Origin of the sequence: Bacillus basilensis (assembly GCF_050630465.1) — a bacterium.
Classification (GTDB): Bacteria; Bacillota; Bacilli; order Bacillales; family Bacillaceae_G; genus Bacillus_A; species Bacillus_A basilensis.
In genome coordinates this window covers 19,053-33,302 of record NZ_JBNTQO010000020.1, presented here as the reverse complement: position 1 = coordinate 33,302, position 14,250 = coordinate 19,053, and the positions used below count along the sequence as shown (strand labels likewise).

General features: G+C 33.7%; 16 protein-coding genes, 1 other RNA gene and 1 riboswitch. Of the genes, 4 read left to right on the top strand and 13 right to left on the bottom strand.

Going from position 1 to position 14,250, the window contains the following annotated elements:
- Positions 1-6: 6 nt before the first annotated feature.
- Positions 7-1,065, bottom strand: coding sequence for an endonuclease/exonuclease/phosphatase family protein (locus ACQVV1_RS25455; protein WP_431169688.1), 1,059 nt, complete (start codon positions 1,063-1,065; stop codon positions 7-9).
- Between the two features lie 218 nt (positions 1,066-1,283).
- Positions 1,284-1,343: riboswitch (Fluoride riboswitch) on the top strand.
- 58 nt (positions 1,344-1,401) lie between these two features.
- Between ACQVV1_RS25455 and crcB (ACQVV1_RS25450) the strand changes: the two genes are divergently transcribed.
- Both crcB (ACQVV1_RS25450) and crcB (ACQVV1_RS25445) read left to right on the top strand, forming a co-directional pair.
- On the top strand, positions 1,402-1,806 hold the full coding sequence (gene crcB / locus ACQVV1_RS25450) for a fluoride efflux transporter CrcB (RefSeq protein ID WP_431169699.1): 405 nt from the start codon (positions 1,402-1,404) through the stop codon (positions 1,804-1,806).
- Positions 1,803-2,159, top strand: a complete 357-nt coding sequence (crcB, locus tag ACQVV1_RS25445) for a fluoride efflux transporter CrcB (protein ID WP_242254815.1) — start codon at positions 1,803-1,805, stop codon at positions 2,157-2,159. Before crcB (ACQVV1_RS25450) ends, crcB (ACQVV1_RS25445) begins: the two co-directional genes overlap by 4 nt.
- 33 nt (positions 2,160-2,192) lie before the next feature.
- Here the strand turns inward: crcB (ACQVV1_RS25445) and ACQVV1_RS25440 are convergent, their stop codons facing one another.
- The 5 genes from ACQVV1_RS25440 to ACQVV1_RS25420 all read right to left on the bottom strand — a co-directional run bounded on the left by ACQVV1_RS25440 (position 2,193) and on the right by ACQVV1_RS25420 (position 4,961).
- Positions 2,193-2,432, bottom strand: coding sequence for a DUF3947 family protein (locus ACQVV1_RS25440; protein WP_242255023.1), 240 nt, complete (start codon positions 2,430-2,432; stop codon positions 2,193-2,195).
- 81 nt (positions 2,433-2,513) lie between these two features.
- Complete coding sequence (locus ACQVV1_RS25435; protein WP_003295667.1) at positions 2,514-2,750, bottom strand: DUF3955 domain-containing protein; 237 nt, start codon at positions 2,748-2,750, stop codon at positions 2,514-2,516.
- A gap of 136 nt (positions 2,751-2,886) precedes the next feature.
- Positions 2,887-3,402, bottom strand: a complete 516-nt coding sequence (speG, locus tag ACQVV1_RS25430; protein ID WP_063221756.1) for a spermidine N1-acetyltransferase — start codon at positions 3,400-3,402, stop codon at positions 2,887-2,889.
- Between the two features lie 142 nt (positions 3,403-3,544).
- Positions 3,545-3,949, bottom strand: coding sequence for a phosphate-starvation-inducible protein PsiE (gene psiE / locus ACQVV1_RS25425; protein WP_000834704.1), 405 nt, complete (start codon positions 3,947-3,949; stop codon positions 3,545-3,547).
- Between the two features lie 49 nt (positions 3,950-3,998).
- On the bottom strand, positions 3,999-4,961 hold the full coding sequence (locus ACQVV1_RS25420; RefSeq protein WP_431169685.1) for a nuclease-related domain-containing protein: 963 nt from the start codon (positions 4,959-4,961) through the stop codon (positions 3,999-4,001).
- 441 nt (positions 4,962-5,402) lie between these two features.
- Here ACQVV1_RS25420 and ACQVV1_RS25415 point away from each other — a divergent pair, with 441 nt between their 5' ends.
- Positions 5,403-6,368: a DUF4822 domain-containing protein gene (locus tag ACQVV1_RS25415; RefSeq protein WP_431169684.1), complete on the top strand. Its 966-nt coding sequence runs from the start codon at positions 5,403-5,405 to the stop codon at positions 6,366-6,368.
- 298 nt (positions 6,369-6,666) lie between these two features.
- Here ACQVV1_RS25415 and ACQVV1_RS25410 read toward each other — a convergent pair whose 3' ends face one another.
- From ACQVV1_RS25410 to ACQVV1_RS25390, 5 genes are all read right to left on the bottom strand, one after another.
- The gene (locus tag ACQVV1_RS25410; protein WP_048566655.1) at positions 6,667-7,419 is read right to left on the bottom strand and encodes an iron ABC transporter ATP-binding protein; all 753 of its coding nucleotides are present in this window, start codon (positions 7,417-7,419) and stop codon (positions 6,667-6,669) included.
- The gene (locus tag ACQVV1_RS25405) at positions 7,416-8,480 is read right to left on the bottom strand and encodes an iron chelate uptake ABC transporter family permease subunit (protein WP_431169682.1); all 1,065 of its coding nucleotides are present in this window, start codon (positions 8,478-8,480) and stop codon (positions 7,416-7,418) included. Before ACQVV1_RS25405 ends, ACQVV1_RS25410 begins: the two co-directional genes overlap by 4 nt.
- Complete coding sequence (locus ACQVV1_RS25400) at positions 8,477-9,493, bottom strand: ABC transporter permease (RefSeq protein WP_061679285.1); 1,017 nt, start codon at positions 9,491-9,493, stop codon at positions 8,477-8,479. The genes ACQVV1_RS25405 and ACQVV1_RS25400 overlap by 4 nt, the downstream gene beginning before the upstream one ends.
- A 19-nt stretch (positions 9,494-9,512) precedes the next feature.
- Positions 9,513-10,526 carry a siderophore ABC transporter substrate-binding protein gene (locus ACQVV1_RS25395; RefSeq protein ID WP_242254834.1) on the bottom strand — a complete coding sequence of 338 codons (1,014 nt, stop codon included), beginning with the start codon at positions 10,524-10,526 and terminating at the stop codon, positions 9,513-9,515.
- Between the two features lie 369 nt (positions 10,527-10,895).
- Complete coding sequence (locus ACQVV1_RS25390) at positions 10,896-11,573, bottom strand: response regulator transcription factor (protein ID WP_242254836.1); 678 nt, start codon at positions 11,571-11,573, stop codon at positions 10,896-10,898.
- A gap of 488 nt (positions 11,574-12,061) precedes the next feature.
- Between ACQVV1_RS25390 and ACQVV1_RS25385 the strand changes: the two genes are divergently transcribed.
- On the top strand, positions 12,062-12,829 hold the full coding sequence (locus ACQVV1_RS25385; protein WP_431169679.1) for a GNAT family N-acetyltransferase: 768 nt from the start codon (positions 12,062-12,064) through the stop codon (positions 12,827-12,829).
- A gap of 317 nt (positions 12,830-13,146) precedes the next feature.
- Here ACQVV1_RS25385 and ssrA read toward each other — a convergent pair.
- Both ssrA and smpB read right to left on the bottom strand, forming a co-directional pair.
- Positions 13,147-13,501, bottom strand: a transfer-messenger RNA (tmRNA) gene (gene ssrA / locus ACQVV1_RS25380).
- Positions 13,502-13,627: 126 nt separating this feature from the next.
- Entirely contained in the window at positions 13,628-14,095 is a 468-nt protein-coding gene (gene smpB / locus ACQVV1_RS25375) for an SsrA-binding protein (protein WP_001123906.1), read from the bottom strand.
- Positions 14,096-14,250: the final 155 nt, after the last annotated feature.

Here is a 14,250-nt window from a genome sequence, read left to right as displayed (position 1 = left end):
ACTTAATTACTTCAACTTAAATACCGCACTCACTGGGTTATGATCACTATTTTCAAACTTTAAATCTTTCCCTTGTACATTTACAATCTCCACATTCGGCGAAACGATAAAGCCATCAATAATCGTAACGAAGTTTTCACCCTCCACATATTTCTTCACATCATCTCTCACCGTCATAACAGACGGATCTACAGCCCACTTAAAGCCACCATCAGTAAAGTCCTTCGGTAACTCTACTAACCACTCCGGACGCTCTTTCACAAACTTCGGATCACTTAATTGAACGTCAGAAAGCAATTGATTCCAATCTCCGCCCATTATTACGTAATCACCATTTTTATAACGCTTGTTCATATATTCTTTTAAATACTCTACTTGCTGTTTTCTAATTTTCCCGCCTTCATCATAGGCAGACAAATGTAAATTTACGAGTCTCACAAACTTCCCATTATTAACAGGAATTTTATGTTCAACAATCGCTCGATCTAAATCAAACAAACGCTTCGGCCAAGGCTCCATTCCAGGAAGCTGGAACCTATTCGCTGTTTGAACTGTATATTTAGAAAATGTACTTAATCCAGCCTCCGCATATCCCATTGGACTTGTAATTGGAACAGGAACCCATTTTGTATCATAGTTCTTCCCGAATGACGAAGCATAATCAGGTAATCCCTTTTTTAAAAATTCATGCCCATTTACATCAAATGATCGAAGTGATTTTATATCAACTTCTTGTAATAACGCAAAATCACTATTCTCATTTTGTAAAAACGAAAGCATATTTTTTAAGTTCGTTTCCGTTTGATCTTCACTACTTGAACCAGATCTCTTTCCCCCATCCATAAAGAAGTCTTGGTCCTTATCTAATCCAGCATAACCAATATTAAATGTTGTAACTTTAAATTCATTTCCTGTCGCTAATACGCGCTCTTTATTATTTTCCACCTTCAAACTTATAACATCAGCAGGCTGTTCTTTAGTAAGCGTCATATACGCTAAAAAACCACCTACAACTCCCACTCCTACTAAAATACATATAAGTACTATTTTTAATAATTTCTTCAAATAAACGCCCCTTTTCTAAAACACGCAACTTAATTATCTTTATTTTCAGTTAAATAAAACTGAATAACAGACATACGAAATATTTTATCACATCGAAAACCCTATATCACTATATTTAGTTTATAAGTAATTATTCTTGCTCTTAAATCATCAAAAAATACAAAATGCCCCTACTTCTTCACTGGAAATCAAACAAAATGTTTAGTACACTATATGTAATAATCATAGGCGATGGAGTTCGCCATAACTGCTGCTTAGCTAATGACTCCTACCAGTAGTATAACTTACTGGTAGGAGTCTATTTTTTTGAGCAAGCTATTTAAAGAGGTGAGAAAATTGATTTATATTATCGTTGGCATTGCCGGTATATTAGGAGCCCTTTCTCGTTATTATTTAGGTCTTACTATTCATGAGTTTTGGTATCATTCATTTCCATTAGCTACATTACTGATTAACTTAATCGGCTGCTTCTTATTAGCATGGTTAACTACATATATTGCTCGGCTAAACATTTTACCTTCGGAGGTTATCACAGGCGTTGGAACTGGATTTATCGGTTCTTTTACGACTTTTTCAACATTTAGTGTAGAGACTATTCAATTGATTAATCATTCTGAGTGGAGCATAGCCTTCTTATATGTATCATGCAGCATACTTGGTGGCCTCATTATGTCTGGCATCGGCTATACACTTGGTGATTTCTTAATTAAGAAATCACTGACGGAAGGTGATCACATATGATGGAAGCTTTATTAGTCGCAACAGGGGGATTTTTCGGTGCGATTACACGATTCGCAATTAGCAATTGGTTTAAAAAAAGAAATAAAACTTCATTTCCAATTGCTACATTTCTCATTAATATAACAGGAGCGTTTTTACTCGGATATATAATTGGCAGTGAAGTCACTACAGGTTGGCAATTATTATTAGGTACTGGATTTATGGGGGCATTCACGACATTTTCGACGTTTAAACTAGAATCTGTTCAACTTCTCAATCGTAAAAACATTAACACTTTCCTTTTATACTTAAGTACTACTTACATAATTGGTCTCCTCTTTGCATTCCTTGGAATGAAGCTAGGGGGAATATAAAAAAAGAAAGCGACTCTTATCAGTCGCTTTCTTTCATAAGAAGTAAGTTCCGCCATATGGAATGGAAAAAAAACTAGCTGGATACACATTATAATGGACAATTTGCATTGGAAACTGTGAATACGGCATGTACTGACCTTGCATCATTTTTGCAAATTGTGCTTGTTGTTGCATTTTAATAACTTGATTCACAGCATGAATGGTTCCCTGTGCCCCAGCCAGCGTAATAGCTGCTCCTATTTGTCTTCCATTGTAAAAATAACGATTCATCATTATCCAACTCACTTATTATTTGTCTTCCATATGATATGTTTCTATTTCATAGTGAGTGTTTTGTCCCGCTTTATGAACCCCTTATCTATTACTTTTTTTCAGCTTTGAAGTAATAAATCCAAATAATAATACACCAATACCACTAAGGAACAATACATAACTTATCGGTACTAGGAAAAAGAAAGGTTCTTCAAGGAATCCATTCGCTCCTACTTTACTGTTTGAAGCATGTATAGTTAAAGAAATAATCGCTAAAATCATGAAAGAAATAGCTACTACGTATTTATTTTTCATCATGTACTCTCCTTTAATTCCCACTAATCTTATTACCAACATAATAAGTCTATAAATATTATAAGTCAACAATATTTTATTGTTTATCAATAAAATATTGTTGTTAAACTCATAAAAAAGGGCTAGAGACAAAACATTGTCTTTAGCCCTTTTTACGCATTTATTTCACTCTAAAATATTCCTTTTGGAACATACACATTCTTATCGCATTATGGTAGTTGCCATCAACGAAGAACTCGTCTAAAAGCTCACCTTCTACCATAAATCCAACCTTCTTATAAACATGTACTGCTTTTTCATTTTCCTTATCCACAACTAAATATATCTTATGCATATTTAATACGGAAAAAGCGTAATTCATCGCTAAACGCGTCGCATCCGCTGCATAACCATACCCTTGATAATTAGGATCAATAATAATTTGAAATTCTGTTCTTCTGTGAATATAATCGATTTCTACTAACTCAACTAATCCAACCATCTCATTATCTTTTTCAACGATAAATCGGCGTTCACTTTGATCATGTATATGTTTATCGTATAGGTCCTGTAGCTCCACAAATGCCTCATATGGCTCTTCAAACCAATACGACATAATATGTGCATTATTATTAAGTTCATGTACAAACTTTAAATCTTCTCGCTCTAATGGACGTAACTTCAATTCTTGACTCATTTCTATAACCTCCAAGTAAAAGAAACCTCTTCACTTAATTTCTCAATTTTTTTCAATTTCAAACGCCCTATTTACATTGTAAACTTTCAAGCAACTTGAAGGTCAAGACATAAAAAAGCAGTGCAAGCTTATGCCTGCACTACTACTCTTTTCTCAAATCTCTCATATTTGATATGTATAAAGCAATAACTAAAACAAGAATTGCTCCTGCGTATAATAACGTCTCCATCGGTTCCTCATGAGATACAATAATTAATCGAATTAAAGCCGTAATTCCGATATAAATAAAATAACGTAATGGGAAATGATAGTTCGATTTAAAATACTTAATAATTAATGCAATGAACTCGAAATATAAGAAATAAACGATAATACTTTCAACTAATTTATATGACGTATACTTCTTCGCTGAAAATATGTATTGAATAAAAGTAATCGTCTCATTAATTAAAAAGATAGATAAAACAATGGATAATATAATTAGAGCTATATTTAATATCCACTGTAAAACACTCGCGATAAAATGATCAATATTGAATGATTTCATTTTCTCTTTAAACTCCCCTTCGTATAAGTACGTATTTATTATAGCAAAATTATGATTGGAAAGAAGTTAAATCATAGGTTCGTCCTTTGTTGTTGCCGGTGTATGGGATTTTCATTGTTTGGAGGAGTCGTTTAACCGCAGAACTAGATTGCATATTAAAGAATCCTCTCAATTTGCTATTAGTAGTTATCATTCCAAACAGAAGTGTGTAATCTTGCAAAGCACGTAAATGAGCTTGTTTAGACGTACTATTACAGTTTTGGCAACGCCATCCCTGCTTTTCTTTTAACATCGCCATGGTAAAACATTCCTCACACTGTACGCCCTTTAGCAACTCCTCTTCTTTAACTTTATATTGTACAAGAATATTTTGTCTCTGCGGGATGTGCCCATTCATAATTTGATTTATAAGTCCATTTATATTACTAATTGCTTCTTCTTTATATTGATTTTCAATCTGTTTGATTCTATTAGGTAAATTTGCACCGTGTATAATTTTATTAGGAAGTATTTCATCTGAAGTTTTAATAATTGTACGAGGAGAACTAATTACAACGAGAGATTCAATCGGAATATTATATAAATCATGCAAACTCAACCATTTTCTCAGCTGCATCTCTTGCCGTTTCAGTTGTAAAAGCGGATCTGGGAACCCTTCTTCCGAAGTACCATCTGCTATTCGAATGAGTTGATTAAACTTCGCATCAAAAATTAATGTGCCAATGATATTTTTTATTTCAAGAAAAAGAAGAAAACACGAGGAAACTACAAGGGTATCGATTTGGAAATAATGTTTCTGATCAAACAACCTGATATCATGTAAAATACTATATCTTGTTTCGGACAGAAAACTAAGTGGATATTCAATCGCCCGCTCTCCTTTATAGCCAGCCATAAATTTCGCTAGATTTTCAGCCACCATATTCCTTTTTGGATGATGGGCAGGCAATCTTCTAAGTAAAGCTTCTAATTGAAGTAAATGTACGGGTATTTTTCGTTCTTTCACAATCATCTTTATCCACCTCCAAAATATATCAGCGATTTTTCAAATATATCAGCGCTACTCAAATTATATCGGCGATTTTCTAAATATATCGGCGCAAATCCAAATATATCAGCGATTTTCTAAATATATCGACTTACCGACAAAAACCGACACAACAAACACTCATAGAACCCTATATACAGTATAGCATCACATCAAAAAGCGTACTGTAATCATAATATTAATCCGCCCATTTGATTCCGGCAGTTTCAAAATGAGAGATCAGCATTCATCGTATGTAAAAGACCATTTTCTAAGTATGAACAAATTTTAGGAATTAGTTTATCTTTTTTTAATGTTTTATTTAGAGGCAGTTTATACTCGAGGATTAACATAATAAACGTAGTAACTATTACTACAATCAACAACCGTACTACTTACATTTATAAAATGAGGAGACGATAAAAAATGAACAAAAAAACGAAAGCACTATCATCTATATTGCTCGGATTCACACTAGCACTAACCGGATGTGTTGGTACTAAAGCTGAAGAAAATCATAGTAAACCGAAACAAGAACAAGCTGCTAAAGAAACAAAAAAGGAAAATAAGTTAACGAAAGGCCAAAAAATGGCTAACATTCTTAGCGATACAAATTGGCAAGGTACCCAAGTATATGACAAAGATAAAAATGATTTAACAAAAGAAAATGCAAACTTCATTGGTCTTGCGAAATATGATGCAAAGTCAGGAAGATATGAATTCTTTGATGCTAAAACAGGTGCAAGTCGTGGCGATAAAGGAACTTTCTTTATCACAAATGATGGGAAGAAGAGAATATTAATTTCAGAATCAATGAAATATCAAGCTGTTGTTGACATGACAAAATTAAATAAAAATGTATTTACTTATAAAAGAATGGGGAAAGACGCTAACGGTAACGATGTAGAAGTCTTCGTTGAACATGTTCCATATAAAGAAAAAGAGCTTTCTTTCACTGATCCGGACAAGCAACTGAACACGACTACAGGCGATATCGTTAAGAACGTTGATGGAGATAAAATTTTAGGTGGAACCCTTTGGTACGGAACAAAAGCATTAGATGAAGCTGGTAATGACGTAACACAGTTTAATTCGAACTTTATTAGTTTAGCAAAATTCGATGACAAATCTAATAAATATGAGTTCTTCAATAGCGAAACAGGTCAACGCCGCGGTGACTATGGTTACTTCGATGTTTTACATGAAAATAAAATAAGAGCTCATGTTTCAATTGGAAATAATAAATATGGTGCGGCTCTTGAACTTACTGAACTGAACAATAAGAAATTTACGTATAAAAGAACTGGTAAAGACCAAGCGGGTAAGGACATCACTATATTCGTTGAACATGAACCTTATAAAGGTGATATGAAGCCACAATTTAGTTTTTAATTAGTTTGATTAAAACTCCTGTACTGAGTTACAGGAGTTTTTTTATGAGTCTACTTTTTATATTTAAAAAATAAAAGAAGCATAAGCTGACCAGCACAGTCAGCTTATGCTTCTTTTACATGGAACAATCACTACAGTTCATCCATTACTTTCGTTGGCTTTTGAAGCTCAGATGAAAAAATTGTTAATTCTTCAGCTGATTGCAAGGTAAAAAAAAATGCTGCCTATAAAATACAGACAGCAACTTCAACTAAAGTAGCTAACATAATTTACGCAAGCTACAGTATACATTTTTTAACTAATAAACAGCAATTGGCCCATAAGGCCCCTTGATAATCTCTATTTTTGTTTCAAAAATATCTGTCAAAAGTGTTGGGTCCATAACCTCTTCTACTGTTCCAAAAGCAGCAATTTGTCCATCTTTCATAGCACAAATTTTGTCAGAGTATTTAGCTGCAAAATTTATGTCATGCATAACAGTCAAAATTGTTCTTCCAAATTCATTAGCCGCACGTCTCAAATGCTCCATCATTTGAACAGATCGAGCAACATCAAGGTTGTTCAGAGGCTCATCCAAAAGTACATATTCAGTCTCTTGGCACAATACCATCGCTACATATGCCCTTTGTCTTTGACCACCAGAAAGCTCATCTAAATACCTATTCTCTAAATTAGTTAAATCTAGGAAGTCGATATATTTAGAAATAATAACTTCATCCTCTTTCGTTAATCTTCCCTTTGAATAAGGAAAGCGTCCAAATCCAACTAATTGTCTAACAGTAAGCCTAGTTACAAAATGATTTTCTTGTCGCAATATAGTCAAAACTTTTGCTAAGTCTTTTGATTTAGATTCAGAAACATCCATATTCGCTACCTGAATTTGACCTTCATCCATATCTAAAAGTCTTCCAATCATCAAAAGTGTCGTGGACTTTCCAGCGCCATTTGGTCCAATTAAAGAAGTAAAGCCTGCTTTTGGTATTTCAATATCCAAAGGTCCTATTTTTACCTTATCAGTATAGAACTTTTTAACGTTATCAATTTTTATCATAAAGCCCTCTTCCTTAAAACTATAGTTAAGAATATGATTCCACCAAATAATTCAATAATAACTGAAACTACCCCTTGAGCATGGAATACATGATACATTAAAAAGTATGCACTCGTCATTATTAAAAATCCTATAGCAAAAGCCATTGGGAAAATATATCTATGATCATACGTTGACGCCGCCTGATAACTCAAAGTTGCTACTAAAAAGCCGTAGAAAGTAAGTGGCCCAATTAGAGCTGTTGAGATAGACATCAAAATAGCTACTAATACAAGCGTATAAATTACACTAGGTTGATATTTAACCCCAAAAGAAGTAGCAACATCCTTTCCTAATGACAAAATATTCAACTTCTTAGAATGAACAAAAATTAATACTGCTACAATTATGATCATAGGAATTACAATCGGAAAATATGCAGGGTCTGCATGATTAACAGAACCAAATAATCTCGCTTGTAAAATATCAAATTCTGAAGGCGCAAGTAGTTTTCTCATAAAAGTTGACACAGAATTTAGCCCGGTACCAATGATAATTCCAACTAAAAGCATAAGTTGTAAATTCCCGTATTTACCGGAAAGTAACCATCCATAAAGTATCAAACTCATGAAAACCATCACAACAACTTGAAATAAAAATGATCCAATTCCATTAAAGTTTATTAATGCACTAGCACCAAAGAAGAATATTGTACTCGTTTGAATTGCTGAATAAAGTGATTCGAAACCTAAAAGTGAAGGAGTAATAATCTTATTATTCGTAATAGATTGGAAAGCAACTGTCGATAAGCTATGGCAAACTGCAGCAATAATCATTGCAACAATAGCTACTATCCTTCTCTTAACAACTGGGATAAAAGAAGGTGAATCTATCGGAACTGGGTTGTTATAAACTAAAAGTCCATATGAAGAAAGGAGACCTAAAGCAATCAATGTTATGAGTAAAATCCAATAACGTCTCGCTTCCTTCTTAGAACGAAAAGCACTAGCTGATCTACTTTCATTATGAAGGCTAGAATCGATTTCGACATTTTCTTTATTTTTATATTCTAATGTGATCATCGCAGCCTCCTTGGTTTTCTTTGTCTCAATAGAATAGTAATAAACACAACCGCTCCCACTGTTGCAAGTATTAAAGAAACAGGGACTTCAAAAGGCTTTATAATTGTTCGAGAAATGATGTCACAGGCAGTTATTGTCCCCATTCCAATCACACAAACCCAAGGTAAATTACTTCTAAGATCATCACCTCTAAACATAGAAACAATATTTGGCACAATTAATCCCAAGAAAGGTAAGTGTCCAATAACAGCTGCAACAATTCCAACTGCAACAGAGATAAGAGCAGTCCCAAAAAGAACAATTCTATTGTAATTAACGCCAAGGCTTGTTGCGACATCTTCTCCTAGTCCAGCTAAAGTCAATCTATTAGCATACATAAAAATAAGCAAAGTAATGATAACAATCAGCCATAAATATTCATATCTTCCCACCTGAATGTTAGCAAATGAACCTACAAACCAAGTTTCAATACTTTGCGTCATTTGAAAAAGGAGTCCCAAAAAAGTAGACACTGCAGAAATAACTGCTCCAAGCATCAATCCAATAATCGGGACAATTAAAGACGAACGAAGCTTAACTCTTCTTAAAAATAGAAAGAAAATCATAGTTCCTATAAAAGAAAAAATGATTGCACCAGTCATTCTTTGAACTAAAGTCGGGGCAGGAAATAATAAATACACAAAAAGCAGGCCTAAGCCTGACCATTCAATAGTACCCGTTGTAGTAGGTTCAACAAAGCGATTCTGTGTAATGAGTTGCATTACGAGTCCTGCCATCGCCATTGCAGCTCCAGTAAGCATTAATGCAACTGTTCTCGGAACACGAGTGATGAAAAACATCTCCATTCCGTCCTCTTGTCCACGTATATCATAAACTCCAGTAAACAGTGATATAATCCCTAAAATTATAACAACTATAACCGCTATTATAAAAGGTTTTGTCCATATTTTATTGTGATTATAAAACTGGGGTTGAGAAATATTCTCAACCCTAGAAATCATATTTTTTGACACTATTTCGTACCCCTTTACACTACTTAGCTAAAGTTTTTGCAAGATTTCCAAATAACTCTACATAAGTCTGAATTGATTCATTTGTGTAAGTATCTTCTGGTGCATAAACAACTTGTTTTTTAGAAACAGCAGTTGTGTTTTGAAGAGCTGGTGATTTAGAAATAACATCCTTAGCAGGTGTTGAAGTAGCTGCATCAGATGTTGCAGCATCACGATCTAATACGAAAAGCCAATCAGGATTTGTTTGTGCAATAGCTTCAACAGAAACGTCATCACCTTTATGACCTGCAGTAGAATTAGACACTTCTAATGCTGGAGTCCAACCGAAAATTTCATACATTGGTCCCCAAACACGACCAGAATGTGGAGCAGCAAAACCAATATTCCCACCAGTAACAATAACACTCATAACTTTATCTTTTCCGTTATAAGCAGATTTTGCTTTTTCAATAGATTTATCAAAATCAGCTACTAATTGTTTAGCTTCTTTATCTTTATCAAAGATTTTTCCTAGAGTAGTTGTAGAATTTTTAAGTCCATCTACTAAATTTTTTCCAGGCGTAGTAGATTTCTCAGAAACATCAAAATTAAGATCAATAACAGCTGCATTTGGCACTAATTTTTTGATTTCTTCGTAATGATCAGCAAATCTTTGACCAACGATTACAAGTTCAGGATTTGCAGCTGCAATAATTTCAAGATTTGGCTCACGGTGATTCCCAATATTTTGAACTTTTTCATCCTTTTTATATGCTGAATCAGCAGGCATGATATCCTTTGGAGCAGCCGCTAATTTAATTCCCCAATCAGCTAAAGTTTCAAAAGTTCTATTATCTAAAGCAACTACATTCTTTGGATTTACAGGGACTTTAACAGTTCCATGAGCATCAGTGATTTCAACCGTTTTTGACTTATCACTACTATCACCTTTATTAGCTTTCGAAGTTTCCTTACTTGAATCTGAGCAAGCTACTAACATTAAAGTGAAAATTGCTAGAATACTTACTAATTTTAAAAGCATAGTTTTTTTCATACGTATACTCCTTATTATGTAATTTAGTTCGAAAATGATAAAGTTCATAGATTAAATTAGATAGTAACTTTTATACATCTAAATTGCTATTGATAATCATTTTCATTTGAACATCCTGTAAATAAGTATAGTCATTAATTCTGTGAAAATCTTGTGAATGGTGTGAGTTAATAAAATTAAAGATAAATTTGATACGGTCTCAACTAATGCGCATCAGATCCATCCCCCCACTCATACTAACCGATAGGCTCACACCTTATAAACCATGATTTCTACTGCAAGAAAATGACCATTTCCTGATAGCAATCTTCTTTTTATAGTTTCTGTCTTTTCATATTTCACAGAAACTACTTTATTATCTTATTTTTATCATTCAACCATTGAATATCCCCTGCCATGTATCGTTTGAATATATCTATCTTTCTTCTCGCACTTTAACTTTTTTCTTATATACCCAATATATAAGTCTACTACATTTGGATTTACTACTACGTTATGTCCCCAAACCTGATTCAAAAGCATTTCACGGCTCAATATTGTATTTTTATTCTTGATTAAGAATACAAGTAAATCATACTCCCGCTTCGTAAGCGAGAGATTTTTACCACCTTTTTTCACAATATTGCTAGATGCATCAACAAAAAGATCTTTAAACTGAAAAAAGTTTATCTCATTTTGCTGGTTACAGTCACTTCTTCTTAAAATAGCTTGAATCCTTGCTACTAATTCTTCTTTCGCAAATGGTTTTCTTATATAATCATCTGCTCCTGCTTGTAACCCTGCTACGCAATCCTTGCTAGAAATATTGTCGGTTACAATAATGATCGGTGTCATTTTAACAAGTCGTATTTGTCTGCAAAATTCTGGTCCGGATATGCTTAATGAATCCCAATCTAATATGATAATATCCCAATCTTGTTCATATATTATATTTAAACCTTCGTTTTCATTGTGAAGTTTTAAAATGAAATAGCCTTCTTGCGTTAAACCGCTTACGATTTTCTTTGCTAAAGACCGTTCATTCTTAATTACTAACACCTGCCTCACCGATGGTTCACCTCTACTTCAATATCACTTAGTTAGATAAAAAATTATCCCCAGAAAATAATTTAAGATTTATAAATATTAAATTCCTAAAAAATTCATTAAAACAGCTTATTAGGAGAACTCTATATAATCTTACAATATGTATAGATAAAAATACAAAACATATAAAGATTTGAATAAAGTGAAATTTCAATAACTATTCGCCAATCGGGCGCTTACGGGCATCTATAGTATCTACCTGCTTATCATCAATAACCATTCCTTCATTTTCTGTTTCAGGGATACCGCCCCATCAACTTATACATTTTATAAAACTACAAAACAAAATACGGTATTTTTTCTATTGCTTTAAACCTAGAAGACAAATCGCTTCAATATTTTCTGAATATTATGGGAGGATGTAAATACTGTGAACACGGTATATTTAGTGTTTAATTGACCTTATAATAAAAAACAGCGCGCTAAATTAATTTGAAAGGTGCAAAAAAATGATTACAAATCAACAATTAGTCATAAACAATTTGGAAGAAAAATTAAAAGTATTTACTCATGCAGTTAGTGGAGAACTTACAAAAGAAGAAGATTTCATCATAGCAAATACAGACATTCCTACTGATACATTCAATGTAATATTGCCGAAATCTCCAAATATCAAAAATACAGGTAAGATTAGACATGGAATCGATAATTTTTCATATAAAAAATATCCCTTTAGTATTTGGATTGATGCTCAGTATTTAACCGAGGATTGGACAAAACTTATGCAAGAATATGACCTAGAAGAAGCGGAACGTAATGTGATGATGAAGCTTGAAAATACTCTTAATGTTGGTCAAAGAATTTCCGATCAACTTATGATTACTAATGTAAAAAATAATGAAGAACTTTTAAAATATATAGACGTATTCATGAGCTTATTTGAGGGTACACCAGAAAAAAACGCATTAGAAAGTTATTTTAATAAGTTTTCTCAAGTAAAATTAGGTCCAAAAGTTCAAATGTTTATTGGATGCATAGATGAAATGCCTGTAACTACTGGTTTATTAATAGAAAGCAAAGATAGTTATGGTATTTATGATGTGATGACAAAAGAAACATTTAGAGGTAAAGGAATTGGCAGTGAAATGTTTCAATTTCTTCTAAATCAAACAACGGATAAACAAAAACCAGTTGTATTACAAGCTTCAGATGATGGAAAAAATATCTATAAGCGATTTGGATTTATGGATGTCGGGGAAATGGTTGTATTTGAATAAGGGGTTTTCTTATTCAGCTATAGGGCAGGATTCTTGAGCAACATAGATAGAAAATGATCCAAATTTTTTTAAAAGAATGAACTAATTGAAAATATTAAGGACGTGTTTTGACCAATTTTTTTCAAAACACGCTTTTTCCTTTTTTATTTATCAAGGTTATTTGCTTAATTTGAACAAACTTTATTCTAAAACAACCTTAATTAAAATTACTTCCAAGGAGCATATCTTTGCATAACAAAAAAGGAAGCATAAACCTGCATTTTATGCAAAGTTACGCTTCCTGTTATAACAAAATAAAAAAACCACCAAATATGTATTGGTGGAGACGGTGGGAGTCGAACCCACGTCCAAAAATATCGGCACTTAAGCTTCTACGAGTGTAGTCGATATATTAGCATTTCGCAAACTCTTCGGCCTATCGACAGGCTTCCAAGTTGCTAGTCTGGTTGTTCTCTTCCTTTGTCCTCAGACGGCGAACTCCGGCGTAGTCCACTTAGTTTGAGTCCCTTACCCTACCACATGGACGATGGAGGGAGGAACCTTTAGTGCAATTAAGCAGCTAAAGAAAGATTGTTTTGTTTGCCAATTATAGGCTTTGACGTTTTAACGAGGCCGATCCCCTCGACTCGCAACCTAAGCTCGAACTATCCCTGTCGAATCCGTAACGTCCCCATGATAAAAATGGAGCATACGAAGAAAATTTCGTGATAGCTACTAAGAGCTGTTTTTCAATGTGCAACAATCTTACATAAGTTATTATAACATACGCGCGCCGTTTTACAAATGTAAATATCTGTATTACATCTTTTGACGATCACGGAACGCGCGTGCAATTTCACGTTTAGCTTCTTTCTCTTTTAAATCGTGACGCTTATCATATTGTTTCTTACCTTTTGCTAAACCCAGTGCCATTTTCGCGAATCCATTTTTTAAATAGATTCTAACTGGAACTAATGCATATCCTGTTTCTTTTGAAGCACCCATTAACTTCTCGATTTCTTTTTTATGAAGAAGTAACTTTCTCGTACGAAGCGGGTCATGGTTGAAACGATTCCCTTGCTCGTACGTACTAATATGCATATTATGAACCCATACTTCACCATTATGTACACGTGCAAACGCATCTTTCAAGTTCACGCGTCCAGCGCGAATCGACTTAATTTCCGTTCCTTGAAGGACAAGCCCTGCTTCGTATGTTTCTTCGATGAAATAATCATGAAATGCTTTTTTATTTTGTGCAATAACCTTACCTGAACCTTTTGGCATATAACGTCCCTCCTCTATTTTTACTATTGTAACAAATGTTAATAAAAAGCGAAAGTGGCTCGCTCAGAATGTGAGGTGGATGGAGCTTCTGACCTTGAGGTGCTCTTTACCTCTGGGGAAGAAGCGAAGCCGCCGAACATCCTAGCCACTACTGT